This window comes from Acidobacteriota bacterium, assembly GCA_016184105.1.
Taxonomy (GTDB): domain Bacteria; phylum Acidobacteriota; class Vicinamibacteria; order Vicinamibacterales; family 2-12-FULL-66-21; genus JACPDI01.
In genome coordinates this window covers 44,568-62,264 of sequence record JACPDI010000008.1, presented here as the reverse complement: position 1 = coordinate 62,264, position 17,697 = coordinate 44,568, and the positions used below count along the sequence as shown (strand labels likewise).

Genomic DNA, 17,697 nt, shown 5'->3' with positions numbered 1-17,697 from the left:
ATCGTTGGCATCGACGATGGTCTCCGTGGGGGATGAGGATACCGCGGCGGTCGGCCCGAGGGAACTGTTGGGCCTGTACGCTCAAACGGGGCGCCGCAGCGCCCCGCGAGGTTCTACCGATTGTCAGCCGTTTGTCAGCCGAGGATTGAAAAGTTGGTTGCGGGGGCGGGATTTGAACCCGCGACCTTTGGGTTATGAGCCCAACGAGCTACCGGACTGCTCCACCCCGCGACAGAAGACTAAGTCTAACACGCCTCGGACTTCAAGGCCAATAGCGGATCGATCGACGCCGCGCGGCGCGCGGGCAGGTAGCTCGCCACGATCACCACAGCGCCAAGCCCGGCCGTCACCGCCGCATACGTCAGCGGATCGGTCGCGCTGACGCCGAAGAGCAGCGAGCCCATCAGCCGCGTCAGGCCCGCCGCCGCCGCGAGGCCGATCGCGACTCCCGCCGCCAGCAGCGCAAGCCCCTCGCGGACGAACAAGCGGCTGACGTCGCCGCGCTGCGCGCCAAGCGCCACCCGGATGCCGATCTCACGCGTGCGCTGCGCGGCGATGTACGCGACGATCGCGTAGATTCCCACCACCCCCAGCAGCAGCGCCACGCCGGCCGCAATGGCGAGCATCACCACGGCGAAGGACGTCTGCGCCATGGACTCGGACGCGATCTCCTCCAGCGTCTGCACGCTGGCGAGCGGCAGGTTGCGGTTGACGCTCCAGACGGCGCGCTGGATCTCCTCGAGGAACGTCGGGGAGTTCAGCCGGTCCGACCGGATCGCGTAGGTCAGCGCGCGCCGGGTCGTCAACTCGGGCACCCAGAAGTCCTTGAGCAGCAGCGGCCAGTAGACGATGGCAGGCGCCGGCACGGTCACGCCGTTGTCGCGCTCGTCGCCCACCACGCCGACGATCTCTCGCCAGGGATTGTTCGGAGCGTTGCGGATGCGCCGGCCCACCGCGGCGGCGGGCTGCTTCCAGTGCTCGCGGGCGAAGTTCTCGGTGACGACGCACACGGGCCGCAGGTCGTACGCGTCGCTCCACGTGAGCGCCCGCCCCGCGATCACGCGATTGCCCATTGTCTCGAAGTAGCCTTCGCCAATCCACTTGAACCGGCGGATCGGCGGCATGCTGCCGTCGGCGCGCGGAAAGTCCTCGACGAAGACCGGGTCGTTGCTGTCGTGACCGTCCATCGTGACCGAAGAAGAGACGCCCACCGACCTCACCCCGGGAATCTGCCGCAGGCGCTCGGCGATCGCGTGGTGCGTCCGCGCCGACTGCGTCGTGTCGGGAATGAGCGTGTCCGGCACCGAGATGCGAAGAGTGAGCACCTCTTCGGGATCGACAAAGCCGGGGTTGACGCTGCGCATCACCTGGAAGGTGCGCACCATCAGCGCGGACGCCACCAGCAGCACCAGCGCGAGCGCGATCTCGGACACGACGAGGGCACCGCGCAGGCGGTGCCGCTCGCGGCCGTCGCTCGACCCGCGCCCACCGTCCTTCAGCGCCGCGGTGAGCCGCGGACGCGCGAACCGAATCGCGGGCAGGAGGCCGAAGAGAACACCCGCGAGGAGCGAGACTGCGAGCGTGAACAGCAGCACGATCGGATCGACGCCAATCTCATTCAGCCTTGGCAGCCCCTCCGGCGCAACGGCCACCAGGAGCCGGAGACCGGCGGCGGCCAGCGCCAGCCCGGCGATGCCGCCGGCAAGACCGAGGAGAACGCTCTCCAGGAGCAGATCCCGCGCGATGCGGCCGGCGCCGGCGCCCATCGCCGCGCGAATCGCCAGCTCCTGCTGCCGCCCCTCCGCCCGCACCAGGAACAGGTTCGCGACGTTGGCGCACGCGATGAGCAGCACGATGCCAACCGTGCCGAGCAGCACCCACAGCATGCGCCCGGCGTCGCCAATCACGTCCTGCGCGAGCGGCCGGACGTTCGGGCCGAGCCGGATATCCGCGAACATCTTGCGGCTGAACCCCGCAGGCAGCGGGAATTTGTCCATGATGCGCGGGATCAGCCGCGCGAGGTCGGCGTTGGCCTGTTCGATCGTCACGCCGGGCTTCAGCCGCGCCACCCCCTGGAAGCTGAAGTTGCCGACGAACACCTCGGCGCGGTTGATGCGCAACGGCAGGATCAACTGCGGGTTGTAGTTCAGAAACCGGAACGACTGCGGCAGCACGCCGATGATCTCGCGCGGCGTGTTCTCGACAATCAGGCGCCGGCCGACGACGGAGCGATCGCCGGCGAACTTCCGCTGCCAGTACGGATAGGTGAGCATCACCGTTTCGGGCGTGCCCGGCGAGTCGTCGTGTGCGTCGAACCGGCGCCCCAGCACCGGCTGCACGCGCAGCACCGGCAGCGTCCCGTCGGTGACGTAGAGCACGTCCAGCTGCTCGGGCTCTCCCTGGCCCGTGACCGCCGCCGCGCCGTTGTCCCACAGTCCGGAATCTTCGAAGACCCGGCCTTCTTCGCGATACGTGAGGTAAGTGGACGGCGACTGGTTGACATTCGGGAACCCGAGCCCCGGCGCCGTGTGCCAGACGCCCACGAGCCGGTCGGGCTCATTGAACGGCAGCGGCTTGAGAAGTACGCCGTACACCACCGAGAAGATCGCCGTCGTCGCGCCGATACCCACGGCGAGGGTCAGGACGGACACGAACGAAAAGAACGGCGTACGGAGGAGGCGCCGCGCGATGAGGCGCAGGCTGCGGGTCACACGCATCGGTTCACCTGCCAGGAAGAGGAGTCGCGGTCGATCTCTAGTGCTATTACGGGGATTGGCAGGGGGGAGTTCTAGCCCTTCGACTCCAGCCCGCCAAGCGGGTTTTCGCTCAGGGCCAGGCTAGCGGAGCGGCGGGGGTGCGGCATCCCGGATGATGAACAGCGTCTCGCCGGGGTAGACGAGCCCCAGCTCGTCGCGGGCGATCGTCTCAATGGCGAGCGGGTCTTCCTTGAGCCGCCTGGCTTCGGCGCGCAGGCGCACGTTTTCGGCCTTGACGCGGGCGACGTGCGCCTCGAGCGCCGCATACTCGCGCTGCGCCCGCATGGTGTCCAGCAGCCCACGGTCGCCGAACAGCGCATCGATGATGATGACGCCCGAGAGGAGCAGCAGCACCCAGCGGACCAGGCGCGGCGCCACGCCCCGCCGGCCCGGCTTCGGCTGGAACTTCGTCGCCCGCTTGAAGGCAGGGTCGGCTGGGGAGTGGGGACGGCGCGAGGGGGTCTGCCGGGCGGCCATGGGTACCGTACATGTTTCGGCTCCAGCCGCCGATATCCTTAATGCATGGATTCCGAATACGTGATCGCGCTGACCACCTTCCCGGCCGACCAGGATGCGGTGGAGTTCGCGCGCATTCTCGTGGACGAACGGCTGGCGGCGTGCGTCAACATCTGCCCGGAGATGGTGTCGATCTACCGCTGGCAGGGGGCCGTCGAGCAGGATCGCGAACGCCAGGTGATTATCAAGACCACGCAGGCGCGCGTCCTCGCGCTCTGGGAACGCATCCGCGCGCTCCATACCTACGACGTGCCCGAGTTCGTCGTGCTGCCGGTGGCCGACGGCAGCGACGCCTACCTGCGGTGGATCGCGGAGTCGACGACCGGCTGATCGCCGTTCAGAACAGGTACTTCAGCACGACGAACCCGCCGACGAGCAGCACCATGAAGAGCGCCGCGGCGAGATCGAAGTTCTTCTCCAGCCTGGCGCGCACGGCCCCGCCAAAGACGCGCAGGATGGCCGCGACGAGGAAGAAGCGCCCGGCGCGCCCGACGGTGCTGACCAGCACGAATGGCACGAACGGCATCTGCGTCGCGCCAGCCGCGATGGTGGCCACTTTGTACGGGATCGGCGTGAACGCCGCGGCCGCCAGGAACCACACGCCCCATTCCCCCTGATAGAGCGTCACCACGCGATCCCAGTAGTGCCGGGCCTGGTAGAAATCGATGATCCCCTGGCCCAACGTGGCCATGAAGCCCCAGCCGATCGCGTACCCGAGCATGGCGCCCGTCACCGACCCGCCGGTGCAGACTGCCGCCGCCGTCAGCCACCGGCGCGTGTTCGACGCGACAATTGCAATGAGCAGGACGTCGGGCGGAATGGGGAAGACCGACGATTCCGCGAACGCGATGAAGAAGAGGGCCCACAGGCTCTGCGGCGTGTCGGCCCACTTCATTGTCCAGTCGTATAAAGCCCTGAGCCACTTCATCAGGCGCGATCCAGGGCCTGCTGGAGGTCCGCTTCGAGATCGGCGATGTCCTCGATGCCGGCCGAAATGCGGACCATTTCATCCGTGATGCCGATTTGCGCGCGGCGCTCCGCCGGGACCGAGGCGTGCGTCATCGTCGCCGGATGGCTGACGAGCGTCTCGACCCCCCCGAGGCTTTCGGCCAGCGCCATCAGCCTCAGGCTGTTCACGAGCGTCCGCGCTTTCTCAAAGCTCTCCACCTCGAACGACAGCATCCCACCGAATCCGTGCATCTGTCTCTTGGCCAGATCGTGTTGCGGATGCTGCGGGAGCCCGGGGTAGAGGACAGACTTCACCTTCTTCTGCCGCGCGAGAAACCGCGCGAGCGCCAGGCCGTTCGCGTTGTGCACGGCCATCCGCACCGCGAGCGTCTTGGTGCCGCGCAGCACCAGCCATGAGTCGAACGGCCCGAGGATGCCGCCGGCGGAGTTCTGGATGAACTGCAACCAGTCGATATCCTCGTCCCTCGTGGCCACGACGACGCCGCCGACGCTGTCCGAGTGGCCGTTGAGATACTTCGTCGTGCTGTGCACGACCAGGTCTGCCCCGAGCCCGATCGGCCGCTGGTTGACCGGGCTGGCGAACGTGTTGTCGACGACGAGCCGCACCTTCCTGGCGCGCGCGAGGTCGGCCGCGCGGGCGATGTCGGCCAGTCGCATGACCGGGTTGGTCGGCGTCTCGAGGAACAGCATCCGCGTCTCCGGGCGGAGCGCCCGCTCGATGAGCTCTTGCCGGGACGTGTCCACGTAGGTGAACGCGAGCTGGTACCGCGTCAGCACGCGCTCGAACAAGCGGTACGTCCCGCCGTATGTATTGTCGGTGACGACGACGTGGTCGCCGGCTTTGAGGAGGCTGGCGATCGCGCTGATCGCCGCCATGCCTGAGGCGAACGCGTACGCCGCCTTGCCTCCCTCGATGGCGGCAATGTTCGCCTCGAGCGCCGCGCGCGTGGGGTTCTGCGTGCGCGCGTACTCGAAACCCTTGTGGTGGCCCAGCGATTCCTGGACGTAGGTGGACGTCTGGTAGATCGGCGTGATGATCGCGCCCGTCGCTGAATCGGGCTGCTGTCCGGCGTGGATGCAAACGGTGGAGAATCTCGCGTCGTTGGTGAGCTTCACAGGCCTCCACGATACTTTGATATCATCCGGTTTTCAATTGCGATGCTGAGTGAGCACACGCGCGCGACGTTGCTGCGCACGCTCGCCGGCCGCGCCTTCCTCGTCGCGGCGGCGGTGAAGCTGGTGCTCGCGGCCGCCGGCGTCGTCCGGCCGCTGCCGGACGGGCTCGCGTTCGTCGAGGCCGTCGCCACGCTCGTCATCCTCGGCGTGCTGCTGCTGTTCGTGTGGCGGCTCGCGCGCGCGTTGCGCCGGCGCCTGCTCTGGCGCGTGCGGCGCAAGTTGATCCTCTCCTACATCTTCATCGGGTTCGTGCCGGCGCTGCTCATCGCGATGTTCTTCCTGGTGGGCGCGTTCCTCCTGTTTCTCAATCTCAGCTCGTATCTGTTCAGCGACGGCTACGGCAGCCTGCTGAACACCGTGCAGTTGATGACGGGCACCACGGCCGCCGAGCTGTCGCGCACGCGGAATATCGAACAGGGCGGCGGGGCGATACTCGAGCGCCGCCGCAACAACCTGCGCAACCGGTATCCCGAGATGTCGCTCGCGATCGTCCCGCTCCGCCCGGGGCACGGCACGGTGCTGGCGGCGGGCCCGTGGCGCCATCTCGAGCCGCCCGACGCCATCCCTGACTGGGTGATCAAGCGCGGCGAGTTCCGCGGCACGCTGGCCATGGTGCACGAGGACGCGCCGAACGAGCCTGAGCTGGTGCTCCGCGCGGTGCAGCTGCCCGAGGGAGCCGACCCCGCGTACGCCGTCGTGGTGGACCTGCCGTTTGACGGCGAGGTGATCGAAGCGCTCAACGATCAAACCGGGATTCGCGTGGGCGGGATCACCATCACGGCGAACCAGACCACGCGCGCCCGCCCGTTGCTGGGGCGGCTGCGCCGCGCCGCGAGCGCAATCGTGCAGCCCCGGCCGGCCGACGCGGCGCAGACGGCCGAAGGCGGGACCTCGCCCGGGATCTGGGAGCGCAGCGTCGCCTTTCTCGAGTACGTTGACTGGCAGACCGGCGCGTCGGGACGGGCGTCGCTGAGCCTCGACGTGACGCCCCGCAGCCTGTACGCGCGGATCTCCGGCGCGCACCCGGCCTTCGGCGGGTCGCCTCTCGGCCAGACCTTCGTCGTCATCCTGGTCGGCATCGCGGCGCTGTTTGTCATCATCCAGCTCGTGGCCCTGACGATGGGGGTCGCGCTGGCGCGGTCGATCACGGGCGCCGTGCACGAGATGTTCGCCGGGACCGAGCGCGTGCGGCAGGGGGATTTCACGCATCGCATCGCGGTGAAGACACAGGATCAGCTCGGCGAGCTGGCCGCGTCGTTCAACACGATGACCGAGAGCATCGAGCACCTCCTGCAGACCGAGGCGGAGAAGAAGCGGCTGGAAGAAGAGCTGCGGATCGCGCGCGAGATCCAGATGTCGCTCCTGCCGCGCGGCCCGCTGTCGATGCCCGGCCTGGAGGTCACCGCGCTCTGCGTGCCCGCGCGCGAGGTCGGAGGGGACTACTACGACTTCTTCCCGCTCGGGGAGGGACGCGTGGCGATTCTCGTCGCCGACGTGTCCGGCAAGGGCACGTCGGCGGCGCTCTACATGGCGGAGCTGAAGGGCCTGCTCCTGTCGCTCGCCCAGCGCCACCAGTCCCCTCGGGAACTGCTGATCGAGGTCAACCGCATCCTGTCGGACAACCTGGACAGCCGCAGCTTCATCACCATGACGTATGCGGTGTTCGATCTGAACACCGCGACGATGACGTACTGCCGCGCGGGGCACACGCCGATGATCTACCTGCCGGCACGCGGGCCCAGGCGCGGGCTCGCGCAGGCGCTTCTGCCCGGCGGGCTCGTCGTGGGGCTGCGCATCGACGGGATCGGCGAGAAGTTCACCGCGCTGCTCGAGGAAGAGCACGTGCCGCTGGATCGCGGCGACGTGTTCGTGCTGTACACCGACGGCGTGACCGAGGCGATGGATGGCGACCAGGAGCTGTTCGGCGAGGCGCGCCTGCGACGGATCGTCGAGGAGCACGGCCACCTGCGGTCGGCGGAGCTGCGCGAGCGGATCCTGCGCGAGGTGGAGTCGTTTGTGGGCGAGGCGGACCAGCACGACGACCTGACGCTCATCCTCGTGAAGGTGGTGGATGTGGGGACGCCGGCGTCAATGCCGGAGCGCGAGGTCGCGGTCTCGTGAGCGAGCCGGTCGTCATCTTTCGCACCGCGTCCCAGATCGAGGCCAACATCGTCAGGGGCCTGCTCGACGCGAACGGCATCGACGCGATCCTGCTGTCGCACCTGACGCGGTCGGTGTTTCCGCTCGCGATCAGCGGCGAAGGCGAGCTGCGGATCGCGGTCAATCCCGATCAGATGGAGGAGGCGCTGGCGGTCATCGCCAGCCATCGCGAGGAGGTCGTCGCCGGGCGCGTGGTGCGGATCCGCGACGAGTTCGGGGGCCTGGAGCAGCGGCTCGGCTACCGGTTCCGGGATCACGGGCTGCTCGAGCACGCGCTCACGCACCGCTCGTCGGTCCACGAGGATGTCAGCGGCGGCGTGTTCGACAACGAGTCGCTCGAGTTTCTCGGCGACGCGGTGCTCGGCTTTGCGATCGCCGACATGCTGTTCCGCGAGTTTCCCCAGCACAACGAGGGGCAGAAGTCGAAGATGAAAGCCTGGCTGGTGTCGGAGCGGTCGCTCGCCCAGCTGGCCGTGGACCTCGGGCTGGGGGAGTTCCTCATTTTGGGCCGCGGCGAGGAGAAGAGCGGCGGGCGGCGCAAACAGGCGCTGGTCGCCGACAGCTTCGAGGCGCTCATTGCCGCGATCTACCTCGATGGCGGCATCGAGGCGGCGCGCGAGTTCATCGCGCGCCGCTTTCGCCCGCTCATCGACGAGGCCAAGGTGACGAGCGACGAGGCCTCGTACACGGCCGACTACAAGTCCGCGCTGCAGGAGCGGCTGCAGTCCGAGGAGCGCGGGCTGCCGGATTACCGGCTTGCCGGCGAGACCGGCCCTGCCCACCGCAAGCGCTTCGAAGTGGAGGTCTGGGTGGGCGGCGCGCCGATGGCGCGCGCCGAGGGGCGCTCGAAAAAGCGCGCGGAGCAGGAGGCCGCCCGCCTCGCGCTCGAGGTGCTGAATCGCTCGCCGGGCGGGGAGAGCGGCCAGACCTAATCGATCTCGATGATCCCGTCCGACGAGGCGACGGCTGCGCCGGCCATGGCGAGAGCCGGCGCGGGCTCCGGGGCGGGTGGCGTGCCGGATTGCGGCAGTCGCGCCATCGCGTAGCCGTGCACCTCGCGCGCAAGATGCTCGTCCGAGATCGGCGCAGGACGGCAGTGGAGGCGGACCCAGAGGCGGAGGAGCGGATCGGTGAAACGATAGCGCTTCTGCTTCGACTCGACCAGGTCCACGTCTTCGAGCCAGGAGAGATAGTCCTTCGTGGATCCCGGCGTGCGGCGCAGCCGGTGCGCGATCTCGGTCAGCGTCAGCGGCTCTTCAGCGCCGAGCACTTCCAGGATCGCCTTGAGCGCGCCGTATCCGCGGGCGCGATGCAGCCGCAGCTCGTAGCAGAAGCGGCAGGACGCGAACAGCGCGCCGCCGGGGGCGAGCAACTCGGTCAGCGCCGCCACCGGATCGGCGGGCCCGCGCATCTTCATGGCCTGCGTGGCGCTCGCGATCGCGCGCGCGTACGCGGGACGCCCGTCGGCCAGCGCGTGGATCGCGCGCGTGGTCTCCTCGTCCAGCCCGCTCGCGCCGTCGCCCAGCGAGGCGTGGGTCTCGACGGCACTCAGCGGCGAGACGTTGATGATCTCGAACTGCGCCGGCGCATCGCGAAGGAGCCGCTGCGCGCGGGAGACATACCGGCTGGTCAGCACGAAACGGTTGGAGCCGGCGGCCAGCGCCGCGACGAAGTCGCGCAGCACGGTGCGCAGCCCCGGGAAGCTCTCGAAGGTGCGCAGCTCGAACGCCTCGTCCAGCAGGAACGTGGCCGGGCTGCCGCCCGGCGCGCGCGAGGCCGTGAGGAAGACGAGCAGCGCCTCGAGCGCATCGCGTGCCGTGGCATCGGCGGGCGCGGGGGCGTTCGGCGCCGGAGGAGCGAACGGTGAATCGTTCCGCAGCGCCTGGAGAAAGCGCTCCGGCGTGGTCGCGACGCGCTCCACGTCCACGTACTGGCACGTCGAGCGGCCGAACTGCTCTCTGAGCCGCATCAGGACGGATGTCCGGCCGCTGCCGCACGCCCCGAGCAGTACCGGGATGCGGCGGGGCGAGGCGTCGAGGGCCGCCAGGACGCGGCGCTCGAGCAGCGGACGCTGCAGGGTCATCGCTTCTCCTCGCGGCCTGCGACAGGCTCAGGTCGCGGCGTCATCGCTCGTTCTCGACCGTGCTCTTCAACATGGGGATTCGTACGCCGCGCTCGCGCGCCGTGGCGATGGCCTCAGGATACCCCGCGTCGGCGTGCCGCGCGATGCCACTGCCGGGGTCGCAGGTGAGCACACGCTCGAGCTTCTCGGCGGCCTCCTGCGTGCCGTCGGCGACCACCACCATGCCCGCGTGAAGCGAGTAGCCGATTCCGACCCCGCCACCGTGATGAACCGACACCCAGGTCGCGCCCGAGGATGTGTTCAGGAGCGCGTTCAGCACGGGCCAATCCGCGATCGCGTCGCTGCCGTCCCGCATTCCTTCCGTCTCGCGGTTCGGCGAGGCGACCGACCCGGTGTCCAGGTGATCGCGGCCGATGACGATCGGCGCCTTCAGCTGGCCGCGGCGGACCATGTCATTGATCTTCAGCCCGAACCGCGCGCGCTCGCCGTAGCCGAGCCAGAAAATGCGGGCCGGCAATCCCTGGAACGCGACCCGCTCGCCCGCCATGCGGATCCACCGGCAGAGCGGCTCGTCATCGGCAAACATCTCCAGCGCCGCGCGATCGGTGGCGCGGATGTCCTCCGGATCGCCCGAGAGGGCGGCCCAGCGGAACGGCCCCTTGCCCTCGCAGAACAGCGGCCGGATGTATTCGGGGACGAAGCCGGGAATCTCGAACGCGCGCTCGACGCCCGCCTTCTGCGCCTGCGCCCGGATGTTGTTGCCGTAGTCGAACGTGATGGCGCCGCGCCGCTGAAGATCGAGCATGGCGCGCACGTGCGCGCCCATGGCCGCGTACGATCGTTTCAGATATTCGTCGGGCCGAACGCCCCGGAGCGTCTCCGCCTGGTCCAGCGTCATGCCGTTCGGCACGTAGCCGTTGAGCGGGTCGTGCGCCGACGTCTGATCGGTGAGGACATCCGGCACCACGCCGCGGCGCGCGAGCTCCGGCAGCACGTCGGCGGCGTTGGCCAGCAGCGCGATCGAGCGCGGAACGCGGTTCTTCGTCCACTCCGCGGCTTTCGCCAGGGCTTCGTCGAGCGACGCGGTCTGTTCGTCCACGTATCGCGTCGCCAGGCGTCGCGCGATCCGTCCGGGATCGACCTCCACCACCAGGGCCACACCGCCATTCATCGTGACGGCCAGCGGCTGCGCCCCGCCCATGCCACCCAGACCAGCCGTGACGACGAGCCGCCCCGCGAGCGTGCCGTCGAAGTTCCTGCGCGCCGCCGACGCGAGCGTCTCGTAGGTCCCCTGGAGGATGCCCTGCGTCCCGATGTAGATCCAGCTGCCCGCGGTCATCTGTCCGTACATCGTCAGACCGCGGTCTTCGAGGTCGCGGAAGTTCTCCCAGGTCGCCCACGCCGGGACCAGGAGGGCGTTGGCGATGAGGACGCGCGGCGCCCAGGGATGCGTGCGAAACACGGCAACGGGCTTGCCGGACTGCACGAGCAGTGTTTCGTCGGCGCCGAGGGAGCGGAGCGAGGCGACGATCGCGTCGAAGCACTCCCAGCTCCGCGCGGCGCGGCCCGATCCGCCGTACACGATCAGATCGTCGGGCCGCTCGGCCACGTCCGGGTCGAGGTTGTTCATGAGCATGCGCAGCGCGGCTTCCTGCGGCCAGCCCTGACAGCTGATCGACGTGCCGCGGGGAGCCGTAACGTGGCGGGCGAGTGTGCGCATCTGCTGAACGTAGTCCCGAGGTGGCGAGGAGTAGAAATCTAAGAAGCTCCGGGCGCGTTGTCAATTTGAAAGAAAAAATTTCTTACTTGACATCTACTCCGCACGCGTTTTCCAGAGAGCCGTCGGCGATCAGGTCCGCGATCCGCGCGATGTCGGGCGCGGGCGGACGGTCGCCTGCGAGCGGTGCGACCCTCGTCCTGACGTGCGCGTGCGCCCGCGCCAGCGGCGGCGAGGTGCGCAGCGGCGCGAGCAGGTCGAGTCCCTGTGCGGCGCACAACAGCTCGATCGCCAGCACCTGTCGCGCGAGCTCCACGGCGCGCGCCGCTTTCAGCGCGGCGAACATGCTCATGCTGACGTGGTCCTCGCGGTTCGCCGACGTCGGAATCGTGTCCACGCTGGCCGGGTGCGCCGTCGCCTTCATTTCGGAGACCAGTGCCGCGGCGGCCACCTGCGCCATCATGTATCCGGAATGCAACCCGCCGTCGCGCGTGAGAAACGCCGGCAGGCCGCTCAACGAGGCGTTCATGAGCCGGTCGGCGCGCCGCTCGCTGATCGACGCAAGCTGGACCACGCCGATGGCGAGGGTATCGGCGGCAAGTGCCACGGGCGCGCCATGGAAATTGCCGCCGGAGACAATTTCCCCGCCGGGCGAATCCGCCGCGAAGACCATCGGGTTGTCCGTCGCGGCGTTCGCTTCGATCTCGACAATCCGGCGGCTGAAACCGATGGCCTCGCGGGCGGCGCCGTGCACTTGCGCGGCGCAGCGGAGCGAATAGGCGTCCTGCACCGTGCCGCAGTTTTCGTGCGACTTGTTGATGCCGCTCTCCTGCAGCAGCGCGAACAGGTTCGCGGCGGCCGCGCGCTGTCCCGCGTACGGGCGCGGTGCGTGAATGCGCGCCTCGAAGGGATGGTACGAGCCGCGGAGCGCGTCGACCGCCATCGCGGCGATGATGTCGGCGGCGCGCGCCAGCCGCTCGGCGTCGGCGACCGCCAGCGCGAGCACGGCCGCCGACGGCTGCGTGCCGTTGATGAGCGCCAGCCCTTCTTTCGGCTGGAGCGACAGCGGCTCGAGTCCGGCCCGGCGCAGCGCGTCGGCACCGCCGATCACCGTGCCGTCCTCGGCGATCGCCTCGCCTTCGCCGATGAGCACGAGCGCGAGGTGCGCGAGCGGCGCGAGATCGCCGCTCGCGCCGACAGAGCCGCGGCTGGGCACGCGCGGGTGAACGCGGCGGTTCAGCAGCGCGATCAGGGCCTCCACCGTTTCGACGCGGCTGCCGGAGAACCCCTTCGCGAGCACGTTGGCCCGTAGCAGCGTGGCGGCGCGCACGGCGCGCACCGGCAGCGGCTCGCCGACGCCGGACGCATGGCTCCGCAGCAGGTTCACCTGCAGCGCCGACAGCGCCTCACGCGCAATCCGGACGTCCGCCAGCGATCCGAACCCGGTGTTGATGCCGTAGACCGGCGCTTCGCCGCCGGCCATCCGATCCACGACGGCGCGTGCGGCGCGCACGCGCGCGGCCGCCGCCGGCGCCAGGCCGGCTTCAGCCCGGCGGTCCGCGATGTCGCCGATCTGTTCGAGGGTGAGCGATGAGCCGTCGAGGAGGATCGCCATGCGTTAGAATGGTGTGTTTGCAATTCTACAGCCTGAGCGTCCTATGAACATTGTCGTACTGGGCGCGCAGTGGGGAGACGAAGGCAAGGGGAAGATCGTCGACCTGCTGGCGCCGCGCTTTTCGATCGTCGCGCGCTACCAGGGTGGGCACAACGCGGGCCACACCGTCTACGTGCGGGGCAGCAAGTTCATCCTGCGCCTGATTCCATCGGGGATTCTGCACGACGGGCTGACCTGCGTCATCGGCAATGGCGTCGTCATCGATCCGCAGGCGCTGCTCGCCGAGGTGGCGGAGCTCGAGAAGAACGGCATCAGGGTCGGCGACCGCCTGGTCATCAGCGACCGCGCGCACCTGATCCTGCCGTACCACCGCGAGCTCGACCTGCTGTCGGAAGCCCGTCGCGGCGAACGGAAAATCGGCACGACATCGCGCGGCATCGGTCCGGCCTACGAAGACAAGGTGGCGCGCCGCGGTGTGCGCGTCGGCGATCTGCGCGACCTCGGCGCGCTCGGCGAGGCGATTCGACACAACGTGGACGCGCGCAACCGCCTCGTCGAGGGCAAGCCGATGGACGCCGCGGCGGTCGTCGCCGACCTCCGGGCGCAGTGGGAGAAGATGCGCGGCTGGGTGGCGGACGTCTCGCTGTACCTCGCGCAGGCGCGCGCGGCCGGCCGGCGCGTGCTCTTCGAGGGGGCGCAGGGCACGCTCCTCGACATCGATCACGGTACGTATCCGTACGTGACCTCGTCGAACGCCACGGCGGGCGGCGTGTGCACGGGGCTCGGCGTCGGTCCACGCACCATCCAGGGCGTCCTCGGCGTCGCCAAGGCGTACACGACGCGGGTCGGCGAAGGACCGCTCGTCAGCGAGCTGCACGGCGAAGCGGGGGAACGGCTCCGCCAGAAGGGCGGAGAGTTCGGCGCGGTCACCGGCCGGCCCCGGCGCTGCGGCTGGTTCGACGCCGTTGCGGTGCGGTACGCCGCGCGCATCAACGGGCTCGATGCGCTCGCCATCACGAAGATGGACGTGCTCGACGGCATGGACGAGATCCCGATCTGCACGGCGTATCGCCATCGCGGCCGGATCGTCCAGGAGTTCCCGGGCGACATCGCGCAGCTGTCCGCGTGCGAGCCCGTGTACGAGACGATGCCGGGATGGTCGCAGCCGACGCGGGGCGTTCGCAGCTTCGACGCGCTCCCGGCCGAGGCGCGGAATTACCTCGCGCGGCTGGAGGAAGTCTCGGGGATTCCCGCGGCCATCGTGTCCACGGGCTCGGAGCGGGAGGACACGATCATCCGCGGCGATTCGATTGCCGGCCGCTGGTTCGCCTAGCGTTCGACGGCCTTGTTGTCCTGGCAGAAGCGCTCGAGCAGGGTCTTGTCCGCGTCGATGAACTCGATGCCGACGCGGTAGTGCGGGCCGGGATCTCCCGCGCGGCGCGGCAGTTCGAACCTGGCCCACGCAATGACGCCGCGAAAGCGGATTGGCGGGTTGCCCCCCTCGCGCGTGATCGTCACGCGCACGCGTTGGCCGGGGCGGACCATGCCGGGCGAGAGCACCTGCGCGCCAATCACCGACATGTCGATCACCGAGACCGGGTCGCCATCCAGCTGGATTTCGAGGCCGGGGCGGGCGCGGAAGCGAGGCGACCGCCGCGTGCCGTGCCAGTCGAGCGGGCGGCCCGCGGCATCAACGGCGGCCGGCGGTCCCGGCGCTGCGGGCGCGACGGGACCCGGCTCGGGCGGCTTCGCGGTCTTGGCGGCGCCGGTCGCGGCGCCGACGCCCACCGCCGCCGGACGGGCGATGACGCGGGAGTAGTCGCCGGCGTGCGACAGGACTCGGATCTCGGTTTCCGCCAGCGAGGGATCGCTCTTGAGCCGATTGATCAGGGCCGCGCCGCGCGAGGTGGCGGCAAAGAGGCGCTCGAGGACCACGAGACGGGGCTGGTGCTCGTTGATCGCCTGCAGCGCTTCGAGGGGCTCGGAGTCTGAAAACGTTAGCGTCTCGTCGTCCAGACCCGCTCGTGACACGAGCGCCGGCAGCAGGTCCGCGGAGCCGATGACTACCGCAGCGGACATGGAAAAACGATCATAACATGCGGGCCTTTTTGTTCGATCTGGACGACACGTTGTTCGATCACCGCCACAGCACGCGCGTCGCGCTCGGCGTGATTCAGCGGCACCTGCCCGCCCTGGCGGCGCTTCCCCTGGACGTGCTCGAAGAGCGGCACGGCGTCGTCCTCGAGTCCGTTCATCAACAGGTGCTCGCCGGCGCCCTGAGCGTGGACGATGCCCGCATCGCGCGATTCAGGCGGCTCGTGGAAACGCACGGCGGAACACCGCGCGCCGGCGAGATCGAACAGGCGGCGCGCGCGTATCGCGCCGCGTACCGCGAAGCGCGCCGCCCGGTCCCGGGCGCCGTGGCGCTGCTGAAGACGCTTCGCCCTCACGGCGCGATTGGCGTCGTCAGCAACAACATCCTGAGCGAGCAGCAGGACAAGATTGCCGCGTGCGGCATGCGCGAGCACATCGACGTGCTGCTGGTGTCGGAAGAAGCCGGCTGCGCCAAACCTGACCCCGCGATCTTCCGGATGGCGCTCGAGAAGCTGGGTGCCGCACCGGAAGAGACGATCATGATCGGGGCAGCGGGCATCCGGTCAGTCTGGTTCAATCCCCTGAAGCGTCCCTGCCCGGATCAATCCGTCATCGCCGGCCAGATTGGTTGCTGGGAGCCACCTGACGCGGTCGTGGAGCGGTTGCTGCGCTGCTGACAGGGTGAGGCACAAGGCACAAGGCACAAGGCACAAGGAATATCCTCGTGCCTCGTGCCTGGTGCTCGTGTCCCGTGAAGCGCTTCAGCGCCGGATGGACTGCCGCAGCTGCTGAGGGTGCATCCGAATCTCCTCCAGCTTCGCGCGATCGAGCGTCACGGTGCCGGTCGCGCCGCTCGTGCCGGTGGTTGACGTCGATGCCGTGGCGCTGCTGCCGCCGCCGGACGCCTCGTTCAGGATCTTCTCGATCGCCGCGATGTGGGTTTCAGCCGTCTCTCCGCCCGCGGCGCTGTGGAACGCCTGGAGCCGGGTCCGGAATTCCTCGAGCTTCGCGCGGATCGCCGGATCGAGCGCCGCGCTCGCCGGTGCGCCCGTCGTCCCGCTTGTCCCGACCGCGCCGGTCGTCGACGAACTCGTCGAAGCGGTCGCGGATGCGGAGGCCGAGAGGAGCGCGGTCAGCGTCGCGTTCACTTCGTTGTACGCCGAGCGCCAGTCACCCTGCGTCGTGATGAGCTGATTGAACTGGCTGATCAGCTGCGACACCTTGTTGCGGGTGTCTCCCTGGAGCTGCTGCGCCTGCGGCATCGCCGTCACGTCGGCCAGCGACTGGCGGGCTTGCGTCAAGTGCTCGCGCGCCGCGTTCGCGTCAGCCTGCGCAGCGGCGCTCGTGCTGCTCGTCGGGGGAGGCTGCGGGTGGGTGCCGTGTGCCGGCGCGCTCTGCGCCGTCTGGGTCGACTCGGGCGGCGTCGTGCTCGTGGGCGGGGTTGCCGAGCTGCTCGTGCCCGCGGCGCTGGTCATCGATCCGCTCGCCGAGGCGCCGCTCGCCGCCGCCGCAAACTGCGTGATGTGGGTGCGGAATTCTTCGAGCTTCGCGCGCACGTCGCTGTCGAGCGCCGTCGTGCGGCTCGTGCCGGCGGCCTCGGAAGCCGCGCCACCGCCCGGCCCGAGCAGGTCGGACAACGCACGGTCGAGCGCTATCAGGTGCGTGTTCCAGTTGCCACTCTTCGGGCCGCGCGAGCTGCGCGCGGCCGCTCCCGCCGCGCTGCCCGCCGCCTTCGCGGTGTAGCTCTTTTCGAGCGCGGCGAAGTGGCGGCGCACGTCGTTCATCTTCGCGGCGTGGCGTCCGGTGACTCCGGCGCGCGGAATGCTGTTGAGAGTCTGTTTCGCCGCGGTCAGGTGTTCATCGGGTGATGAAGTCTGCGCGGCCGCGAAGGCCGGCAGCGCGATCAGCGCCGCAATACCCGCAATCGCGGGCCATGGTGACGTTCGTGCCATCGGTGCTCCTCCTCTACACAAGTGCTGATGTCCGTGGAGAAAGGGAGCAAGGGTTGTGCCCGGCTCGCGCGTGCGCCAGCTCAGCGGAGCATGCAGTAGCGCTTCAACCAGCGGCTCAATCCTTCGAGTTGCCGGGCGCCTGCTCGGGGAGGGCGTACTTGCGGAAGTTAGGGAGGAGGTGCCCCTCGATGCGGACGGTGGGCCCGCCAAGACGGAGAAGGCAAGCCCCGCGCGGGCGCCGGGCAGCCACATTAGCATCCGCTAAGTGTGGCTGCCACGACCCGCCGCTACATCTCGTCGTTGTCGCGCCCGAAATCCCTGGTGCCCACGCCGGAGGGCTGGCTGATGTCGCCCGCGGCCGGGATGTCAGTGAAGGATCCAACCGCCGGACCTTCGACCGCCATCGGCTCGGGCCGTGCGGCCGGCCGGCGGGTCGCGCGCGCCGTGCTCCGCCGCGCGATCTTCTTCGCTCCGCCCTTGCGCGCGGCAGCCTTACGGGCCGTCTTCCGCGCAGCCCCCTTGCGGCCGCGGGCCGCCCCCTTGCGCGCGCCTGTTCGGGCAGTCTTCTTGCCGCCGCGGCTTGCGCCACGCCGTGACGCCGCGCGGCCCCCGGCTTTCGAACGCTTCCTCGGTCGTTTCTTGGCCATCAAATGCCTCCC

General features: G+C 69.4%; 15 protein-coding genes and 1 tRNA gene. 5 read left to right on the top strand and 11 right to left on the bottom strand.

Going from position 1 to position 17,697, the window contains the following annotated elements:
• Positions 1-154: 154 nt before the first annotated feature.
• The 3 genes from HYU53_02385 to HYU53_02375 all read right to left on the bottom strand — a co-directional run bounded on the left by HYU53_02385 (position 155) and on the right by HYU53_02375 (position 3,233).
• Positions 155-231: transfer RNA gene (locus HYU53_02385), tRNA-Met, on the bottom strand.
• A gap of 14 nt (positions 232-245) precedes the next feature.
• The gene (locus tag HYU53_02380) at positions 246-2,717 is read right to left on the bottom strand and encodes an ABC transporter permease (protein ID MBI2220038.1); all 2,472 of its coding nucleotides are present in this window, start codon (positions 2,715-2,717) and stop codon (positions 246-248) included.
• A 120-nt stretch (positions 2,718-2,837) separates the two neighbouring features.
• Entirely contained in the window at positions 2,838-3,233 is a 396-nt protein-coding gene (locus HYU53_02375) for a septum formation initiator family protein (protein MBI2220037.1), read from the bottom strand.
• Between the two features lie 45 nt (positions 3,234-3,278).
• Here HYU53_02375 and HYU53_02370 point away from each other — a divergent pair, with 45 nt between their 5' ends.
• Complete coding sequence (locus tag HYU53_02370) at positions 3,279-3,602, top strand: divalent-cation tolerance protein CutA (GenBank protein MBI2220036.1); 324 nt, start codon at positions 3,279-3,281, stop codon at positions 3,600-3,602.
• A 7-nt stretch (positions 3,603-3,609) separates the two neighbouring features.
• Here the strand turns inward: HYU53_02370 and HYU53_02365 are convergent, their stop codons facing one another.
• Both HYU53_02365 and HYU53_02360 read right to left on the bottom strand, forming a co-directional pair.
• Positions 3,610-4,200, bottom strand: coding sequence for a DedA family protein (locus HYU53_02365; GenBank protein MBI2220035.1), 591 nt, complete (start codon positions 4,198-4,200; stop codon positions 3,610-3,612).
• Positions 4,200-5,357 carry a PLP-dependent transferase gene (locus HYU53_02360; GenBank protein MBI2220034.1) on the bottom strand — a complete coding sequence of 386 codons (1,158 nt, stop codon included), beginning with the start codon at positions 5,355-5,357 and terminating at the stop codon, positions 4,200-4,202. The genes HYU53_02365 and HYU53_02360 overlap by 1 nt, the downstream gene beginning before the upstream one ends.
• Positions 5,358-5,399: 42 nt before the next feature.
• Between HYU53_02360 and HYU53_02355 the strand changes: the two genes are divergently transcribed.
• Both HYU53_02355 and rnc read left to right on the top strand, forming a co-directional pair.
• Positions 5,400-7,538, top strand: a complete 2,139-nt coding sequence (locus HYU53_02355) for a SpoIIE family protein phosphatase (GenBank protein ID MBI2220033.1) — start codon at positions 5,400-5,402, stop codon at positions 7,536-7,538.
• Positions 7,535-8,509, top strand: a complete 975-nt coding sequence (gene rnc / locus HYU53_02350; protein ID MBI2220032.1) for a ribonuclease III — start codon at positions 7,535-7,537, stop codon at positions 8,507-8,509. The genes HYU53_02355 and rnc overlap by 4 nt, the downstream gene beginning before the upstream one ends.
• Here rnc and HYU53_02345 read toward each other — a convergent pair.
• The 3 genes from HYU53_02345 to hutH all read right to left on the bottom strand — a co-directional run bounded on the left by HYU53_02345 (position 8,506) and on the right by hutH (position 12,992).
• A complete protein-coding gene (locus tag HYU53_02345) occupies positions 8,506-9,660 on the bottom strand; it encodes a hypothetical protein (protein MBI2220031.1) in 1,155 nt (384 codons plus the stop codon). The two genes, rnc and HYU53_02345, sit on opposite strands and share 4 nt — an antisense overlap.
• Positions 9,661-9,700: 40 nt before the next feature.
• Positions 9,701-11,380 carry a urocanate hydratase gene (gene hutU / locus HYU53_02340; protein ID MBI2220030.1) on the bottom strand — a complete coding sequence of 560 codons (1,680 nt, stop codon included), beginning with the start codon at positions 11,378-11,380 and terminating at the stop codon, positions 9,701-9,703.
• Positions 11,381-11,462: 82 nt separating this feature from the next.
• Entirely contained in the window at positions 11,463-12,992 is a 1,530-nt protein-coding gene (hutH, locus tag HYU53_02335; protein ID MBI2220029.1) for a histidine ammonia-lyase, read from the bottom strand.
• Between the two features lie 43 nt (positions 12,993-13,035).
• On the opposite strand from hutH, the gene HYU53_02330 reads away from it, so the two are divergent.
• Complete coding sequence (locus HYU53_02330; protein ID MBI2220028.1) at positions 13,036-14,325, top strand: adenylosuccinate synthase; 1,290 nt, start codon at positions 13,036-13,038, stop codon at positions 14,323-14,325.
• On the opposite strand, the gene HYU53_02325 is transcribed toward HYU53_02330, so the two are convergent.
• Complete coding sequence (locus tag HYU53_02325; protein MBI2220027.1) at positions 14,322-15,071, bottom strand: PilZ domain-containing protein; 750 nt, start codon at positions 15,069-15,071, stop codon at positions 14,322-14,324. The two genes, HYU53_02330 and HYU53_02325, sit on opposite strands and share 4 nt — an antisense overlap.
• A gap of 17 nt (positions 15,072-15,088) precedes the next feature.
• On the opposite strand from HYU53_02325, the gene HYU53_02320 reads away from it, so the two are divergent.
• Positions 15,089-15,763, top strand: a complete 675-nt coding sequence (locus tag HYU53_02320) for an HAD family hydrolase (GenBank protein MBI2220026.1) — start codon at positions 15,089-15,091, stop codon at positions 15,761-15,763.
• Between the two features lie 84 nt (positions 15,764-15,847).
• Here the strand turns inward: HYU53_02320 and HYU53_02315 are convergent, their stop codons facing one another.
• Positions 15,848-17,038: a hypothetical protein gene (locus HYU53_02315; protein ID MBI2220025.1), complete on the bottom strand. Its 1,191-nt coding sequence runs from the start codon at positions 17,036-17,038 to the stop codon at positions 15,848-15,850.
• A 287-nt stretch (positions 17,039-17,325) separates the two neighbouring features.
• Entirely contained in the window at positions 17,326-17,685 is a 360-nt protein-coding gene (locus HYU53_02310; protein MBI2220024.1) for a hypothetical protein, read from the bottom strand.
• Positions 17,686-17,697: the final 12 nt, after the last annotated feature.